This is a genomic window from Pseudoalteromonas ruthenica, from assembly GCF_008808095.1.
Classification (GTDB): Bacteria; Pseudomonadota; Gammaproteobacteria; order Enterobacterales; family Alteromonadaceae; genus Pseudoalteromonas; species Pseudoalteromonas ruthenica.
The window spans coordinates 2,688,553-2,704,613 of sequence record NZ_CP023396.1 but is presented as its reverse complement, the minus strand read 5'-3'; the positions used below and the strand labels follow the sequence as shown (position 1 = coordinate 2,704,613).

The window sequence follows — 16,061 nt, the reverse complement described above, 5'->3', positions numbered from 1 at the left end:
TCTACACTCTACAAACGATACCAATAACAAAGTGAGAACCATGGTGAAACCGCAGATACTACGAATCGCACTGTTCCTCTTGTTGCTGCCTATGATAACCCAAGCGCACGCAGCAATTAAGTCTATCAGCCAGTTTACGCAAAATATGAGCAAGTATCCTGGTTATTTCACGTTTTACTATGCCAATGATGAAGGCAAACTGTACTTGGAAGTAGATAAACTTAAACAGCCGTTTTTGCTGCAACAAAGCTTACCTTATGGTGTCGGTTCGAACGATATTGGTTTAGATCGCGGCCAGTTGGGCAATACCTACTTGGCGCAGTTTGAGCGCATGGGTAACAAGGTAATGTTACGTGCCGTTAATAGCTATTATCGAGCCTCTAGCAGTAATCAGGCGGAACAGCAAAGCGTGCGTGAAGCGTTCGCCTCAAGCATTCTCCACGGGTTTGAAATTAAAGCGCTCACCGATACTCGGGTGGTGATTGATTATACTCCCTACCTGCTGAGTGATGTACATGGCGTGAGCCGCACTTTAGCGGCGCGCAAGCAAGGTCACTTTAACTTAGATACCTCACGTAGCGCCGTGCATATGCCGCGCAGTAAGTCTTTTGTGAACAATACCGAGTTGGAAGCGGTGCTAACGTTTAGTGGCACTAAGCCTGGTGAATACGTAAAGCAAGTCAGTGCCGACCCTTATGCGCTGACGGTGCATATGCATCATTCATTGATTGCATTGCCAGACGACAATTATCAACCGCGCGAGTTTCACCCGCAGTCGGGTTATTGGAGTATCGAGCATAAAGACTATTCGGCGCCACTGGGGGAGAGCATGTATGTGCGCTATATCCCGCGCCATCGACTGGAGAAAAAACACCCGAATAAAGCACTGAGTGAAGCTGTTAAGCCGATCGTTTACTACCTTGACCCCGGGGTGCCTGAGCCGGTGCGCACAGCATTACTCGATGGTGCCAAGTGGTGGAACACTGCCTTTGAAAAGGCGGGCTACAAAAATGCCTTCCAAGTGAAAATGCTGCCTGAGCATGCCGACCCCATGGATGTACGCTATAACGTGATTCAGTGGGTCCACCGCGCCACGAGGGGCTGGTCTTATGGTGGCTCAGTGATTGACCCGCGTACCGGAGAGATTATCAAAGGTCATGTAACCTTGGGATCGCTGCGTGTACGCCAAGACATTTTAATAGCCGAAGCCTTGGCTGCCCCCTATAAAAAGGGTGATGAGGTGACCGATAAGCTACAAGCCATGGCGCTCGATCGCATCCGTCAACTCAGTGCGCATGAGATAGGCCACACCTTAGGGATCGCTCATAACTTCGCCGCATCAAGCCGTGCCCGAGCCTCGGTCATGGATTATCCGCACCCATTAGTGGCGCTCAATCAGCAAGGTCAGTTAGATACCACTAAGGGTTATGCCAAAGGCATGGGGCTGTGGGATGAGCAAGTAATCAAATATGGCTACAGTGATTTTCGTGGCCAAGACGAAGGCGAGCAGTTGCATGCTATTTTGGCGCAAAATCGTGAATTGGGATTAGAGTTTATCTCTGATCGCGATGCCCGAGCTCAAGGCGGCGCCCACCCGAGCGGTCACCTATGGGATAATGGTGAAGACCCTGCCGCTGAGCTACAACGTGTGATGCAAGTGCGCAAACAGGCACTGGCGCGATTTGGTATCGAGAATGTCAAAGCGGGCACCTCCTTATCGCAGCTGGAGGAAGTGCTAGTGCCCTTGTATCTATTTCACCGCTATCAAGTTGAGGCGGCGGTGAAGTTAGTCGGGGGCGTTGATTACAGTTATGAAGTGCGCAGTGCGCAACCGGTGCAAGGAACCCAAGTCGTTGCTCGAGAGCGCCAACAAAGTGCGTTTCAAGCGCTATTGGCAACTCTCGATGCGCAGCAGTTAGTGTTACCCGAGAGTGTGGTGGCGTTGATCCCACCGAAAGCTTATGGCGAATACCCAACCCGTGAAAGTGTAAAAGGGCGTACCGGGATCACCCTTGATGCCATGGCGCTTCCTGAGGTGGCGGCAAATCATACGTTAGCACTGTTGTTTCACCCTGAACGTCTGAATCGCCTTGCCCAACAAGGGGCCCGTAGCGAGCAAGCGTTTGGGCTCGATAACTTACTTGAGCAGTTTGTTGCCCGCATTTTTGATAATGAGCATCCCAGCGCGATGGCGGCGAAAGTGCAACATCGCATTCAGTGGTTGAGTGCTCAGCATTTTGTTAATTTAGTCAGTAGCGACAAAGTGGCGCCTGAAGTACAAGCTCAATTCAAGTACTACTTACGGCAAATTGCCGATGACTATCAACAAGATAAGCTGCTGGGCAGCGTGAGTAGCGGCGAAAGTGCCTTTAAACAACACTTGGCCGATGCCATTAACCAATTCCTAGAGCGCGGTCAGTGGCCGCAAAGCTTTAAACCTTTACCTATGCCGCCGGGTTCACCTATCTAAGTTATTTTGGCATCATATAGAGCCGCTCAGTATGACTAAGGTGCTGAGCGGCTTTCTTTTCGCCAATGGAAAATTCTATGCACATACATATTCTCGGCATTTGCGGCACCTTTATGGGCGGTATCGCCGCTATTGCCAAGGCTTTAGGGCATCAGGTAACCGGCTCTGATGAAAATGTTTACCCGCCCATGAGCACTCAACTGGAGCAGCTGGGGATTGAACTCGTACAGGGCTATGATCCGAGCCAACTTAATCCTGCTCCCGATGTGGTTATCATTGGCAATGCTATGAGTCGCGGCAATCCTTGTGTCGAGTATGTATTAGATAAAGGCTTGCGCTATACCTCCGGCCCTGAGTGGTTAAAGGAGCACCTACTACGCGACAGTTGGGTGCTTGCTGTGGCCGGCACTCATGGTAAAACCACCACGGCGAGTATGTTAGCTTGGATACTGGAGTACGCAGGGCTCAAGCCGGGCTTTCTCATTGGTGGAGTGGTGCAAAACTTTGGCGTGTCGGCACGCCTCGGTGAGACGCCTTTTTTTGTTATTGAGGCGGATGAGTACGATACCGCATTTTTTGATAAGCGCAGCAAGTTTGTCCACTATCTGCCACGGACCTTAGTATTAAACAACTTAGAGTTTGATCACGCCGATATATTTCCAGACTTAGCGGCAATACAAACCCAGTTTCATCACCTGATGCGCACCTTACCAGGCAGCGGCAAGGTGATTTATCCGCAACAGGATAACGCCTTGGCAGAAGTGATCGACCGAGGCTGTTGGAGCGAATATGAAGTACTGGCCCCACAGCAGTGGCATTATCGTCTGCGTAGCGCCGATGGCAGTGCCTTCGACGTACTTTATCAGGGTGAAGTGCAAGGCTGCGTAAACTGGCAGGCAATTGGCGAGCACAACGTGAATAACGCTTTGATGGCGATCGCTGCCGCGCGTCACGCTGGGGTTGCGGTGGCAACCAGTATTGCTGCACTAGGGCAGTTTCAATCGCCAAAACGGCGGATGGAATTGAAGGGCCAAGTAGCGGGGGTCACCGTTTATGACGATTTTGCCCATCACCCTACCGCAATCGCCACTACCTTGGCCGGGCTTCGTGCTAAGGTAGGCGATGAGCGTATTATTGCAGTGCTGGAGCCGCGCTCCAACACCATGAAAATGGGCGTGCATAAAGACACCCTGATGGCGTCATTGCAGGCAGCTGATAGCTGTTTTTTATACCAGCCCCCCGGTCTGGGGTGGTCATTGACAGAGCAAGCTGACAAAGCGGGCGCGCACTGTGAACACGATATTGATGCGCTCGTAGAGAACATCATTGCCGAAGCCGCGCCGAACAGCCATATATTGGTCATGAGTAATGGCGGCTTTGGCGGCATTCACCAACGTTTACTTGATGCCTTAGCGAATAAGGAAAAGGTATGAGCCAATTCAAAGAACCAATCACCTTAGCCTTTAGTGGTGCCTCGGGCGCTCCCTATGGTTTGCGTTTGCTCGAAGTGTTACTTCAGCAAGGGCACCAGGTGTTTGTGTTAATTTCCAGTGCGGCGCGGGTGGTGCTGGACACCGAATCGAACATCAAACTCTCTGCGAATGAGCAAAAAGCCACGGCACAGTTGAGCGAGCGCTTTGGCGCCGAATCCGAACAACTGCAGGTGTTTGGCAAAGACAACTGGTTTAGTCCTGTGGCTTCGGGCTCGGCTGCACCGAAAAAAATGGTGGTGTGCCCATGCAGCGCTGGTGCAGTATCCGCCATTGCCGTTGGTGCCTCGGATAATCTCCTTGAGCGCGCTGCGGATGTGGTCATCAAAGAACGCGGACAGTTAATTTTAGTGCCCCGAGAAACGCCTTTTAATGAAATTCATCTTGAGAATATGCTCAAGCTATCGCGCTTAGGAGTCACTATTATGCCGGCGGCGCCGGGCTTTTATCATCAACCGCAGAGTATTGCTGAGTTGGTGGACTTTATGGTGGCGCGGATCCTCGACCACCTCGGAATCGAACAACAATTGACCTCACGTTGGGGTTATGGAGAGCAAAAGTAAATGACAGTGGCATTGAATATTGAAGGACTCACCAAAACCTATAAAAATGGCGTACAAGCAGTGAAAGGGATCGACCTGCAAGTACAGCAAGGCGACTTTTTTGCTTTGTTAGGCCCCAATGGTGCCGGTAAGTCGACCACCATCGGGGTGATTTCATCGTTAGTGAACAAAACCTCAGGTAAAGTCGAAGTATTTGGCCACAACATTGATACTGACTTAGAGGCGGCGAAGTCAGAGTTGGGCTTAGTACCACAAGAGTTCAACTTCAGTCAGTTTGAAACCCTGCAACAAATCCTGGTGAACCAAGCGGGCTATTATGGTGTGCCGCGCGGCGAAGCCCATAAACGTGCAGATAAGTACCTAAAGCAATTAGGCTTGCTGGATAAAAAAGACAAACAAGCACGCAGCCTCTCCGGCGGGATGAAACGCCGATTAATGATTGCACGGGCGTTAATGCACGAGCCCAAGTTGCTTATCTTGGATGAGCCAACGGCCGGGGTTGATATCGAACTACGACGCTCAATGTGGGATTTTTTGCGCGAAATTAACCGCCAAGGGGTGACTATTATCCTAACCACTCATTACCTTGAAGAGGCGGAGTTGCTGTGTAAAAACATCGCTATTATCGACCAAGGCATTATTGTTGAGCACACCACGATTAAAGCGTTGCTAGCTAAGTTGGACAAAGAAACCTTTATTCTCGATTTGCAACAACCGGCTAAGCCGGTGAGCTTGCCTGGCTACGAATTCACCCTGAGCGATGAGCACACCGTTGAGGTGGAAGTGGCGAAATCACAAGGTTTGAATGAGGTCTTTAATGCTTTAACCGCACAAGGCAACACGGTATTGAGTATGCGCAATAAGGCTAACCGCCTGGAAGAATTGTTTGTGGGTTTGTTGAATCAAGAGCGAGGACAGTCTTAATGTTGAAGTATGGCGTAGCGCTAAAAAGTATTTGGATTAAAGAGTGTATTCGCTTTTTGCGTATCTGGGTGCAAACCCTTGTGCCTCCCGCGATTACCATGACCCTGTACTTCGTTATCTTTGGCAGTTTAATTGGCTCGCGTATTGGCGAAATGGGCGGCTTTACCTACATGGAGTTTATCGTCCCTGGGCTTATTATGATGTCGGTGATCACCAACTCCTACTCGAATGTGGCCTCTAGTTTTTACTCTACTAAGTTTCAAAAAAGTATTGAAGAGCTGCTGGTGGCCCCTGTACCGAATTACATTATTGTATTGGGGTACATGGGTGGGGGTATGGCTCGTGGCATGCTCGTGGGGTTAATGGTGACCTTAGTGTCGCTGTTTTTTGTCGATATCCAAATTCATAATATATTTGTGATTATCGCCACGGTTATTCTGACCTCAGCAGTATTCGCTCTAGGTGGATTGATTAACGCGGTTTATGCCAATAGTTTCGATGACATCAGTATCATCCCGACCTTTGTGCTCACACCATTGACCTACCTTGGCGGGGTGTTTTATTCCATTACTCTGCTACCTGAGTTTTGGCAGGGAGTGTCGCAAATCAACCCGATCATTTACATGGTTAATGCCTTTAGATTTGGCTTTTTAGGGGTATCGGATGTCAATATTTGGGTATCATTTGCGGTGCTGCTACTGTTTATCACCGCCTTATTTACCTTGGCTCTGACTTTAATTCGCAAAGGTGTGGGGTTACGTCACTGATGGTTGATGCAAGTTCTCGTGCGATTGTTTCGAACCAACCGAGCCTCCATGACAAGCTCGATGATATCGTCACTAAGCACCTTAATGCTGAGTTTAAAAAGCCGATAGCCGCGCACACTCAGCGCGCTTTTGATGAAGTAAACGATAAAGTACAACAAGCCAACGGACCTATCATTTTGGACTCCTGTTGTGGTGTTGGTGAAAGTACCGCTAATTTAGCTAAAGTGCACCCTGATGCCTTGATTATTGGTGTTGATAAGTCAGCGCATCGTTTGCACAAACACGACGTGCAGTACCGCCAAGATGAGGGAGGAGAGTACCTGCTAGTGCAAGCAGACTTGAATGACTTTTGGCGCTTGGCAAAGCAAGCTCAGTGGCAACCGAGTCATCACTACTTGCTCTATCCGAACCCTTGGCCGAAGGCTAAGCATATCCAACGTCGCTGGCACGGCGCTGCTATTTTTCCGACTATTGTTGCCTTAGGCGGGCGTCTAGAGCTGCGCAGCAATTGGCATATTTATGTTCGTGAGTTTGCCAGAGCATTGCAATTGGCAGGGCACCCAACGGCTGTTGAGCCTTATCATAGCGACACCGCGATCACGCCGTTTGAGCGCAAGTATTGGGCCAGTGGCCAAAGCAGTTATCGCTTGGTTGTCGACTTATAAATACTAGCCGAGTGTTACTCGGCTTTTTTCTTCTCGCCAACCTTTGGCTCTTCACCTTTGAATAAACGCACCATATTTGCGCGGTGGCGAAAAATAATGACGACGGTTAAAAACGTGACAGGCAAAGTGTATAAGGGTTTTATCAACCAAGTGTATAGTGGCGCTAACGACACGGTTGCCAATGCAGCCAACGACGAATAGCGAGTCAGCGCAACGACACTGGCCCAAGTAAGAATAAGCAATCCCCCGAGCGATAAACCTATCGGCAGTAAGGCCCCAAAGGCGGTGGCCACGGCTTTACCGCCCTTAAAGCCAAAAAAGAGTGGGTAGATGTGCCCTAAACATGCGGCCACGGCAACCAAGCCTAAATAGATAGGATCTATGCCCATAAAGTAGGCTCCCCATACGGGTATGGTGCCTTTTAAAATATCAAAGCACAGCACCATCACCGCAGGCAGTCTGCCGCCTAAACGATAAACATTCGTGGCACCGGGATTTTTTGAGCCCGCTTTTCTTGGGTCTGGCAACGCAAACAGATGACAAATCAGTACTGCCGATGAGACCGAGCCTAAGAGGTAGGCAAAAATGCACATTAACGCCGCTAACACTGTCATCCTTATTTTTTAATTGTACGTTTTGGGCTATTATCGCCGCTCATTGTTTATTTGAGCAGTTTGTCTGGCTCAGGGTACTGAGTTTAACGCCGCGTAGGTATCCGACCAGCTGGCATTGGAGCCGAAGAGATGGATAAAGTCTATATATCGCAACTAAAGGTCGACACCATAATAGGAGTGTACGACTTTGAGAAAGAATGTAAACAGAGCCTGTATTTTGACATCGAAATGGATTGTGATATTGCTGCTGCGGCAGCCAGCGATGACCTATCTCAGACAATAGATTATGCCGAAGTGAGCCGCCGTGTGACCGAGCACTGTATTGCGAAACCGGTCGAGCTGCTGGAAACACTTCTAGAGCAGTTAGCGGCACTCATCCTAGCAGAGTTTGCCACTAATAAGGTGAGTATCAAAGTCAGCAAGCCTGCAGCCGTACCACAAGCACAAACGGTGGGGGTGATGATCACCCGTAGTAAGCACTAGTTATGGCGCGTATTTACATTAGCTTGGGCTCTAATATCAACAAGCACGAAAACTTAAGCAAAGGTTTATCTGCGCTGCGCTATTATTTCGGCGCCTTAGAGCACTCGAGTGTGTTTGAAAGTGAAGCGGTCGGCTTTAATGGCAGTAACTTTTATAACTCGGTTGCCGGCGTCGATACCGATATGACGCTGCATCAAGTATGCGCTTTATTAAAGCAAATTGAACGGGATCATGGCCGTACTCCGGCAGATAAAAAGTTTAGTCCACGCACGTTGGACCTCGACTTACTCTTTTACGACGATGTGATTTGCGATACGCCAGCGCAACTACCGCGAGATGAAATTACTAAAAATGCTTTTGTGCTTTGGCCTTTATTTGAAATAGCCCCGGATTTTTACCACCCCATTGCGCAAGCGACCATCGCTGAGCTTTGGCAGGGTTATGATAAATCTCAACAAAAACTATGGAAGGTAGCTTTCGAATGACCATTCTTGCGATCATCGTTTTAGCCATTATACAGGGCCTCACTGAATTCTTACCTATTTCCAGCTCGGCACACCTTATTTTGCCATCACAGCTTTTAGGCTGGCAGGATCAAGGTTTAGCTTTTGATGTTGCCGTGCATGTCGGCTCGTTGCTGGCGGTGATGATTTATTTTCGTAAAGAGATTGGCGATATTGTTGTTGCTTGGTTTAAATCGTTTGGTTCTCAGGGCGCAAGCGATGACAGTCGCCTTGGTTGGTACATTTTGCTGGCCACCATTCCTGCTGGGTTAGCGGCGCAAGTATTTGAAGACTTGATAGAACAGCACTTACGTGCTGCTATTGTTATTGCCATTACCACCATTTTCTTCGGTCTGGTTTTGTGGTGGGCAGATTTTAAGGCCAAAGAAACTAAGAATATTTATCAGCTGAACTGGAAATCGGCTCTGTTGATTGGTGTGGCGCAAGCTGTTGCGCTGATCCCGGGCACCTCGCGCTCAGGTATTACCATGACCGCCGGCCTGTTTTTGGGCTTAAATAAGCAAAGCGCGGCACGCTTTTCGTTTTTACTCTCAGTGCCGGTTATTGGCGGTATGGGACTGATAAAAACGGTGCAGTTGGCGACAGGCGACACCGCAGTTGATTGGCAGGCACTGACCCTCGGGGCAGGGCTTTCATTTGTCGCCGCCTATGCCTGTATCTTCCTATTTTTAAAATACATTGAGCGCATGGGAATGCTGCCATTTGTTATTTATCGCTTAATCTTAGGGGTTGGGCTACTGGCCTTTTTGCTTTATAGCTAGTGCTACTAGCCCTTTTTATTTAGCCCTCAAGAGCTTCGCGGATAGCCGCTAATCGCCCCTGCTGCAAAGCCGTTTTAATTGCAGCGCCACTGATCCCTTGTTGGATATAGGTTTGGGCACTGACTTGTTGCGCATGGTGCGCGGCTTGGCGTACTTGATGCTGTGCATCAAACTGGCCTAAGGTGTAGGCATCGTAACTTATCAGTAATTGATTGAGATGCTCTGGGCGGCGCCATAAATCAATGGCATTAAATAGCTCTAGCAGTATCTCAGCATCGTAATGAGCCAGTGTCTGATGGTGTTGGGCCAACAATTGAGCGCTGTGAATAAACTGATTAGGGACGCGAAAATGTTGGAAAAAGGCTGCGCGTTCATCGTGACTGAGCTTACACATGAGTAGTGCGAAATGGACAGTAGCCGCTAAGTTTTGCTGGCGTGCGTAATCAATACGCGGGGTTAGCCAAGCGTGCTGCTCAGGCCAGTGAGTGGCGAGTGCAGGGCATAATTCAGTTAAAGCTTGTGCCTGATACAACGCATCAACGAAGCAGTCGATATAGCCGTCTTCCAGAGCCTTATGCCATTCTAACCAAACGCGCTCGGGTGTTAAGCTTGCAAGTTCGCCACTGGCGGCGATCTGTCGCATTAGCGTTAGTGTTTCATCAGCAATCGTGAAGCCCAATTCATGGTAACGAGCGCGAAAGCGTGCGACTCGAAGCACCCGCAGCGGGTCTTCACTAAAGGCAGGGCTGACATGACGTAATATGCGTTGCTCAAGGTCCTTCTGGCCATGACAAGGGTCAATCAGTTGACCTTGAGCATCTTCAGCAATGGCATTGACCGTTAAATCGCGTCGCGCTAAGTCCTGCTCTAGTGTGATGTCTGGCGTAAAGTCGCAAATAAACCCGGTGTACCCTTGTCCCTGCTTACGCTCTGTGCGCGCCAGAGCATGCTCATCCTTGGTTTTGGGGTGCAAAAAAACGGGAAAGTCCTTACCTACTTGAGTAAAGCCCAGCGTCTTCATTTGCTCTACCGTTGCACCGACCACAACGTAATCGTACTCTTTGACTTTGCGGCCTAATAATTTATCTCGTACTGCGCCGCCGACAAGGTAGGTTTGCATGCCCATTCCGTTATTGTGCTGTTATTAATGGTGATGATTGTATCAGAGTTTTCTCGCTGGCGTTTTTTTGTCATTATAGGCGCGATAATAAAAAACGACTGTGCGCAGCGATTGCTCGGCGCAGTTAACCTGGGCGACAAACTCAAAGGACCTTGTTTGTGTATCAAGACTATTTTGGCTTAAGCGAAAAGCCGTTCTCTATTGCGCCGAATCCAGAATACTTGTATTTGAGTGAACGTCACAAAGAGGCGCTTGCCCATTTAACGCACGGGCTTGGGGAGTCAGGCGGGTTTGTATTGCTGACTGGTGAAGTGGGCACGGGGAAAACCACCGTCACTCGTTGTATGTTAGAGCAAGTGCCAGACTCTACACAGGTTGCGTTTATTCTTAACCCAACCTTATCTGAGCTGGAGTTACTGGCGAGTATTTGTGATGAATTGGCTATTTCGTATGACTCAGAAAAAGCCACCCTGAAGGTGCTGACAGACTTAATTAAAGCGCGCTTACTGGATAATCACCAGCAAGGGCGTCATACCATGTTGATCATTGATGAAGCGCAACATCTAGCTCCACAAGTGTTAGAGCAATTGCGATTACTGACTAACTTGGAAACAAACCACAAAAAATTGCTGCAAATTATCCTTGTGGGTCAACCCGAGCTGCAAACTCTATTGCGTCGCAATGAATTGCGCCAACTTGCGCAGCGCATTACCGCGCGCTATCACTTATTGCCGTTAGCTTTGACTCAGGTGGATGCTTATATAAAACACCGTTTAAAGGTAGCAGGGGGCCGACAAACCTTGTTCGACAAAGGTGCTGTAAAGTACGTGCATCAACTTACAGGGGGGATCCCTAGGCTGATTAACTTGTTGTGTGAACGAGCTTTATTAGGAGCGTATTCGGCGCAGGTGAATCACATTAATAAGCGTATTATTGTGCAAGCTGCGCGTGAAGCCTTGCCTGAAACAGAGCAATCTCTGCCTCGCCAACAAGGTCGGCATTGGCGATTTATTTTCACCCTCGGTGGCATTATGATGCTATTTGCCCTGGGCATTGGCTTATCTTACATCATTTAAGGCAACTATTTATGTCACTGTTATTAGATGCACTCAAACAATCACAAAACCCCGGTGCACAACTTCCCGGCGAAGGCCTTGAGCAGCAACAGGCGCTGCGCTTTTATCGACGTTTAACTTGGTCTTTGCTGTTAGTTGTTATCGTACTGATTACCTTGGCCATCGGGTATTTTGTCGGTAAGCAATGGCAGTTACACACGCAGCCTCAGGAGCACCCAAGCAAGCAAGCGAAAGCGGCGACGGAATCGCCTGCAAAACGCTCAGACGCGACTGAGCAAGCGTCTACTACAGCCACGGATAGCGAGGCAAATGTGGCAACGTCCCCGGGACAAGTCAATATGCAAGCATTGCAAATGCCAGGGCAAGTGCACCCTTATCAGCAAATGGTTCCTGTGTATGTTATGCCGCAAATGACCCAACCTTATTCAGCACCTGGGGCTTACATGCAATGGGTGCCAACACAGGCTAATACCGCTATGCAAATGCAGCCTCACTATCAGGCTAACATGAATACGCAAGCAGCAAACCAAGGGCAATATAGGGTGGTTGGGCAGCCCATGGCACAGACCCATGCTTATCCACAGTCTAAGCAAATGAATAACGGCTACAACAATGGCTTGAGCAATCAAAATGACAGCGGTGCTGAGCGCACCTATGAGCAACAAAATGATGCTCAATTAGCTGGGGTATCTGATGATTTAAAACGCGCATTTGCCGATGCCGTGGCAGCCACTGAAAATATGAAAACCGATGACTCAGTTACCACCGCAAGTCGCGCCAGCTCAATGGCAGATCCGATAGAGCTATTGCCTGAGACCATACAGAACCGTATTCCTAAACTTGTTTATCAAGCTCATATTTATGCCACAGAGCAAAGCAAACGGTGGATAAAAATCAATGGTTACGAACTGTATGAGGGCGATTCTGTGGGTCGTCTACGGGTCGTAGAAATTACCCCAGAGCAAAGCATTTTGAGCATTGATAACTATGAATTTAGCCTCGAAGCAATGCAAGATTGGCCGTAGCGGTAAGCTATTAAGGGGAAGTGCGTAACACTTCCCCTAGTGGATTTTAGCGCTGCCAAAAACGTAACTGACGTAGCCGCTCGACAAATTGTGCAATATCAGTCGAGCCGAAGTCTATCCAACCCTCGTCTTTGCTTTGTCCAAGGCCTGCGGCAGAGATTAAAGGCGAGACATGCTCGGTGTAACCGATAAACTTCATGTGCGCGTGAGCATCACTAATAAAGTCCTTGGCCTCAGCAATGTTAGCCAACTTTTCAGCACCTTCTTTGGTTGTTAACATGGCTATAGCGTCATACAGTACAGAAGGCCCGCCGTTGATAACTTGATCAGCCTGTTGATGATGGCCGCAGCTTGATTTTGCGCCTCCGACCTGCGCCGCTATCACTTCATAGCGTGCGCCCTCGTTATCTAATGCAGTGGTCAGCGCTTTAAAAAGTGTTAAATCGAAACCATCACTGATTAGAATCCCCAGTTTTCGGCCAGCAAAAGTGTGCGCAGTATTTTTCAAAATACTCAATGCATCTGATGTAGGTAAATCATCTCGAGTGGGCATAGCTGCTTGTGCGGGCTCCGGCATAGTTTGTAGACGTAGACCATCGGCGACCTCATTAGCTAAGGTGGTATCAATATTAAGTAAGTGTGAGACCACGCGCTCACGAATGGCAAGGTGCTCTACTTTAGATAGCTCGAATACCAGAGCATAGTGAATATGAGCTTGCTCTATCGGCGTTTGACTGAGGTAAAACTGCCTTGCTTGACTATAGTGATCGGCAAAGGTCTCTGAACGATAACGAAGCTTATCGCCGTCTGTATGCCCTGAAGCGCTTTTATATCCTGTTGTTGGACACTCTCGAGGATTATGCTCATGCTCTTGCCAAGAGTTCGGCTCATAGTTTATGCGGCCTTTAGGGTTGTGCATGGCCATATGACCATCTTGGTGAAAGTGAGCCATTGGGCATTTTGGGGCGTTCACTGGGATATGAGTAAAATTAGGGCCCCCTAAGCGCTTAGTTTGCGTATCTAGATACGAAAAATTGCGCCCCTGTAACAATGGGTCCGGAGTAAAATCTAATCCCGGGACAATATTTTGTGTACAAAAAGCAACTTGTTCTGTTTCTGCAAAGAAGTTATCAACGGCGCGGTTGAGTACCATGCGGCCAACTATTTGCACCGGCACTTGCTCCTCGGGAATAAACTTGGTGGCATCGAGCACATCAAACTCGAACTGATCAGCAAACTCTTGGCTGAATACCTGAACCCCTAGCTCCCACTCGGGGTAGTCGCCGTTGGCAATCGATTCCCACATATCACGACGATGATAGTCGGGATCTGCGCCGTTCAGCTTCAGTGCTTCGTTCCAAACCACTGATTGCATCCCCTGTTTTGGTTTCCAATGAAATTTAATGTAGTTTTCCTCTCCCTCGGCATTGATAAACTTAAAGGTATGCACGCCAAAACCTTCCATAAAGCGCAGTGAACGGGGGATAGCGCGGTCCGACATGGCCCACATAACCATGTGCATGGACTCCGGCGTAAGACTGATAAAATCCCAAAAGTTGTCATGAGCCGTTTGTGCCTGCGGAAACCCTCTGTCCGGCTCTGCCTTAGCGCTATGAATGAGGTCTGGGAATTTCATTGCGTCTTGAATGAAAAATACCGGAATGTTATTTCCCACTAAATCCCAATTACCTTCTTGGGTATAGAATTTTACTGCAAAGCCACGAACATCACGCGCTAAATCAGGTGAGCCTTTATTGCCAGCAACAGTTGAAAAGCGAGCAAAAACTGGAGTCTTCTCACCTTTACGTTGAAATAAGTCAGCACAGGTTAATTGCGAGAGTGACTCATACGTCTCGAAGTAACCGTGCGCACCGTAACCACGAGCATGCACCACTCGTTCAGGGATACGCTCATGATCAAAATGAAATAGTTTCTCACGTAGCACATGATCTTCTAGCAGTCCTGGGCCACGCTTAGCGGCGGTCAGTGAGTTTTGATTATCACTTACCGGGCAGCCTTGAGCTGTGGTCATCGTTGGGTGCTTTTCTGATGCTTTTTGGTGAAGCTCACCACCACTGCCTTTATTGCCTTGGTATTTGAATGATTCAGCCATTTGCCATCCTTATTGCTCATTTCAAAAGTAGAGTGAATAATGAGTTGGTAGCAAAATAGGGACCATCACAAAGTCAGCGGGTATTGCTTGGCTTTCAGCGTTGTTTTCGTTTTTAGAAGGAAAGAAAATGGGAACAAGTTGCACAGGGCGCTGTAACTTTTTCAACAATGCCGCTCAGCACCCTGTATAGTTCTTTTTAAGGCATCAGCGAGTGCTTGAAAAAACGCATTAGGTCGATGTTGAAAAGCTCAGGTTTAACGGCTGCTTCGAGCTCTTCGTTGGCGCGAGCACGGGTTAAATCTATATCCTCAACCTGAGTGTAATGGGCATGTTTAGCGTTGTAGAAGGTTTTTACCTGAGGTTTGAGAGGGTCATTAGGGTTGCTGCGCGACACCACTCCCACCTTATGATTGGTGAGCTTCACCAAGGTGCCTACGGGGTGCACGCCAATGCATTGGATAAAGCGGTTTAATAACTCACCATCAAAGCTATTGGGGACGCCATCTTTGAGAATTTTAAATGCCTGAATTGGGGTCATGCCTTCTTTATAAACGCGCTCGGCGGTTAGCGCATCGTAAACGTCGACTATTGATGCCATACGCACATACTGGCTGATCTCCTCAGCTTTTTTGCCGAAAGGGTAACCAGTGCCGTCAATGCGTTCATGGTGAAACCCGGCAATATCGACGGCAATGCCGGTTAGGCCTGACTGTTCTAAGATTTCTTTACTGAAGCGGGCGTGGTCTTTTATGACCGCGAACTCTTGCTCAGTTAAGCGCCCCGGTTTATGTAAAATCTCATCGGGGATTTTTATTTTGCCAATGTCGTGCAGTAAAGCACCAGTGGCTAACTCATGAATGGTGTCAGTATCGAGGCGCAAGTGTTTGGCGAAAATAGTCATCAAGATGGAGACATTAATAGAGTGCTCCATCAAGTAGGCATCTTTTTCCCGTAAACGAGTAAGACAGGCCAGCGCATCTTGATTGCGAAACACCGAATCCATAAAGCCTTTGGCTACGTCTTTGAAAGGTCCCACATCAATCTTGCGGCCCGCTTTTATATCTTTAAAAGCTTTGCTTTGTAACTGTTTAGCTTCGCTGTATAGGCGTTGTGCTTTGTTAAGTTCGCTTTCAACGCTTACACTGCTCGCCCAAGGATCGCTGCTCTGCGGCTTTGCAGACTCCGTTGAAGTGGGTTTTGGTTGTGCTTCTTTGCTTGGTTTCTTGCGCTGTAGCGTCTTGTCAGGATCGATAATGACTTCCTGCACACCCACTTTTTTTAACTTATCAATCGCGGTTTGCGTCTTTACCCAGCCCTGATTTTTTATTTTCACAGAGCCTGATTGCTTGCTGACCTGAACAACAAACATACCGGGCTTAAGCTGATTGATGGAGATGGTATCGTGCATTGATTTACCGCTTTATGAACTCTTCCTTAAAACATAGCAAAGTTTCCCCTTGCTAGGT

The 16,061-nt window shown here is 48.4% G+C and carries 15 protein-coding genes; 11 read left to right on the top strand and 4 right to left on the bottom strand.

Translation table 11 applies throughout. The annotated features are described in order from the left end of the window. Positions 1-40 precede the first annotated feature (40 nt). The 6 genes from PRUTH_RS12555 to trmB all read left to right on the top strand — a co-directional run bounded on the left by PRUTH_RS12555 (position 41) and on the right by trmB (position 6,879). Positions 41-2,470, top strand: a complete 2,430-nt coding sequence (locus PRUTH_RS12555) for a zinc-dependent metalloprotease (protein WP_151173406.1) — start codon at positions 41-43, stop codon at positions 2,468-2,470. Between the two features lie 77 nt (positions 2,471-2,547). Next, the gene (mpl, locus tag PRUTH_RS12550; RefSeq protein WP_151173405.1) at positions 2,548-3,903 is read left to right on the top strand and encodes a UDP-N-acetylmuramate:L-alanyl-gamma-D-glutamyl-meso-diaminopimelate ligase; all 1,356 of its coding nucleotides are present in this window, start codon (positions 2,548-2,550) and stop codon (positions 3,901-3,903) included. Beyond that, entirely contained in the window at positions 3,900-4,523 is a 624-nt protein-coding gene (locus tag PRUTH_RS12545; protein WP_045979261.1) for a flavin prenyltransferase UbiX, read from the top strand. The genes mpl and PRUTH_RS12545 overlap by 4 nt, the downstream gene beginning before the upstream one ends. Continuing rightward, positions 4,524-5,447 carry an ABC transporter ATP-binding protein gene (locus PRUTH_RS12540; protein WP_022943356.1) on the top strand — a complete coding sequence of 308 codons (924 nt, stop codon included), beginning with the start codon at positions 4,524-4,526 and terminating at the stop codon, positions 5,445-5,447. Continuing rightward, positions 5,447-6,214: an ABC transporter permease gene (locus tag PRUTH_RS12535; RefSeq protein ID WP_022943357.1), complete on the top strand. Its 768-nt coding sequence runs from the start codon at positions 5,447-5,449 to the stop codon at positions 6,212-6,214. The genes PRUTH_RS12540 and PRUTH_RS12535 overlap by 1 nt, the downstream gene beginning before the upstream one ends. Continuing rightward, a complete protein-coding gene (trmB, locus tag PRUTH_RS12530) occupies positions 6,214-6,879 on the top strand; it encodes a tRNA (guanine(46)-N(7))-methyltransferase TrmB (protein WP_053909777.1) in 666 nt (221 codons plus the stop codon). The genes PRUTH_RS12535 and trmB overlap by 1 nt, the downstream gene beginning before the upstream one ends. Before the next feature lie 14 nt (positions 6,880-6,893). On the opposite strand, the gene plsY is transcribed toward trmB, so the two are convergent. Next, positions 6,894-7,487, bottom strand: coding sequence for a glycerol-3-phosphate 1-O-acyltransferase PlsY (gene plsY, locus PRUTH_RS12525; RefSeq protein WP_151173404.1), 594 nt, complete (start codon positions 7,485-7,487; stop codon positions 6,894-6,896). Positions 7,488-7,622: 135 nt separating this feature from the next. On the opposite strand from plsY, the gene folB reads away from it, so the two are divergent. From folB to PRUTH_RS12510, 3 genes are read left to right on the top strand one after another with little or no spacing between them, the layout of a single operon-like run. Continuing rightward, complete coding sequence (gene folB / locus PRUTH_RS12520; RefSeq protein ID WP_022943360.1) at positions 7,623-7,976, top strand: dihydroneopterin aldolase; 354 nt, start codon at positions 7,623-7,625, stop codon at positions 7,974-7,976. A 2-nt stretch (positions 7,977-7,978) separates the two neighbouring features. Beyond that, positions 7,979-8,461, top strand: a complete 483-nt coding sequence (gene folK, locus PRUTH_RS12515) for a 2-amino-4-hydroxy-6-hydroxymethyldihydropteridine diphosphokinase (RefSeq protein ID WP_045979263.1) — start codon at positions 7,979-7,981, stop codon at positions 8,459-8,461. Next, a complete protein-coding gene (locus tag PRUTH_RS12510) occupies positions 8,458-9,261 on the top strand; it encodes an undecaprenyl-diphosphate phosphatase (RefSeq protein WP_045979264.1) in 804 nt (267 codons plus the stop codon). Before folK ends, PRUTH_RS12510 begins: the two co-directional genes overlap by 4 nt. A 19-nt stretch (positions 9,262-9,280) precedes the next feature. On the opposite strand, the gene PRUTH_RS12505 is transcribed toward PRUTH_RS12510, so the two are convergent. After that, positions 9,281-10,381 (bottom strand): tRNA nucleotidyltransferase/poly(A) polymerase-related protein, encoded by a 1,101-nt coding sequence (locus tag PRUTH_RS12505; RefSeq protein ID WP_151173403.1) that lies wholly within the window; start codon positions 10,379-10,381, stop codon positions 9,281-9,283. A 158-nt stretch (positions 10,382-10,539) separates the two neighbouring features. Between PRUTH_RS12505 and PRUTH_RS12500 the strand changes: the two genes are divergently transcribed. After that, a complete protein-coding gene (locus PRUTH_RS12500; protein WP_022943364.1) occupies positions 10,540-11,457 on the top strand; it encodes an ExeA family protein in 918 nt (305 codons plus the stop codon). A gap of 11 nt (positions 11,458-11,468) precedes the next feature. Beyond that, on the top strand, positions 11,469-12,482 hold the full coding sequence (locus tag PRUTH_RS12495; RefSeq protein ID WP_151173402.1) for a general secretion pathway protein GspB: 1,014 nt from the start codon (positions 11,469-11,471) through the stop codon (positions 12,480-12,482). Positions 12,483-12,528: 46 nt separating this feature from the next. Here the strand turns inward: PRUTH_RS12495 and PRUTH_RS12490 are convergent, their stop codons facing one another. Together PRUTH_RS12490 and PRUTH_RS12485 are read right to left on the bottom strand one after the other, a co-directional pair. Beyond that, positions 12,529-14,595: a catalase gene (locus PRUTH_RS12490; RefSeq protein WP_151173401.1), complete on the bottom strand. Its 2,067-nt coding sequence runs from the start codon at positions 14,593-14,595 to the stop codon at positions 12,529-12,531. 196 nt (positions 14,596-14,791) lie between these two features. Next, complete coding sequence (locus tag PRUTH_RS12485; protein ID WP_151173400.1) at positions 14,792-16,003, bottom strand: cyclic di-GMP phosphodiesterase; 1,212 nt, start codon at positions 16,001-16,003, stop codon at positions 14,792-14,794. Between the last annotated feature and the right edge of the window lie 58 nt (positions 16,004-16,061).

Excerpts from the sequence above, each read along its gene's own strand:
- PRUTH_RS12555 (WP_151173406.1), top strand. The coding sequence starts at position 41 with ATGGTGAAACCGCAGATACTACGAATCGCACTGTTCCTCTTGTTGCTG.
- mpl (WP_151173405.1), top strand. The coding sequence starts at position 2,548 with ATGCACATACATATTCTCGGCATTTGCGGCACCTTTATGGGCGGTATC.
- PRUTH_RS12545 (WP_045979261.1), top strand. The coding sequence starts at position 3,900 with ATGAGCCAATTCAAAGAACCAATCACCTTAGCCTTTAGTGGTGCCTCG.
- PRUTH_RS12540 (WP_022943356.1), top strand. The coding sequence starts at position 4,524 with ATGACAGTGGCATTGAATATTGAAGGACTCACCAAAACCTATAAAAAT.
- PRUTH_RS12535 (WP_022943357.1), top strand. The coding sequence starts at position 5,447 with ATGTTGAAGTATGGCGTAGCGCTAAAAAGTATTTGGATTAAAGAGTGT.
- trmB (WP_053909777.1), top strand. The coding sequence starts at position 6,214 with ATGGTTGATGCAAGTTCTCGTGCGATTGTTTCGAACCAACCGAGCCTC.
- folB (WP_022943360.1), top strand. The coding sequence starts at position 7,623 with ATGGATAAAGTCTATATATCGCAACTAAAGGTCGACACCATAATAGGA.
- folK (WP_045979263.1), top strand. The coding sequence starts at position 7,979 with ATGGCGCGTATTTACATTAGCTTGGGCTCTAATATCAACAAGCACGAA.
- PRUTH_RS12510 (WP_045979264.1), top strand. The coding sequence starts at position 8,458 with ATGACCATTCTTGCGATCATCGTTTTAGCCATTATACAGGGCCTCACT.
- PRUTH_RS12505 (WP_151173403.1), bottom strand. The coding sequence starts at position 10,381 with ATGCAAACCTACCTTGTCGGCGGCGCAGTACGAGATAAATTATTAGGC.
- PRUTH_RS12495 (WP_151173402.1), top strand. The coding sequence starts at position 11,469 with ATGTCACTGTTATTAGATGCACTCAAACAATCACAAAACCCCGGTGCA.
- PRUTH_RS12490 (WP_151173401.1), bottom strand. The coding sequence starts at position 14,595 with ATGGCTGAATCATTCAAATACCAAGGCAATAAAGGCAGTGGTGGTGAG.
- PRUTH_RS12485 (WP_151173400.1), bottom strand. The coding sequence starts at position 16,003 with ATGCACGATACCATCTCCATCAATCAGCTTAAGCCCGGTATGTTTGTT.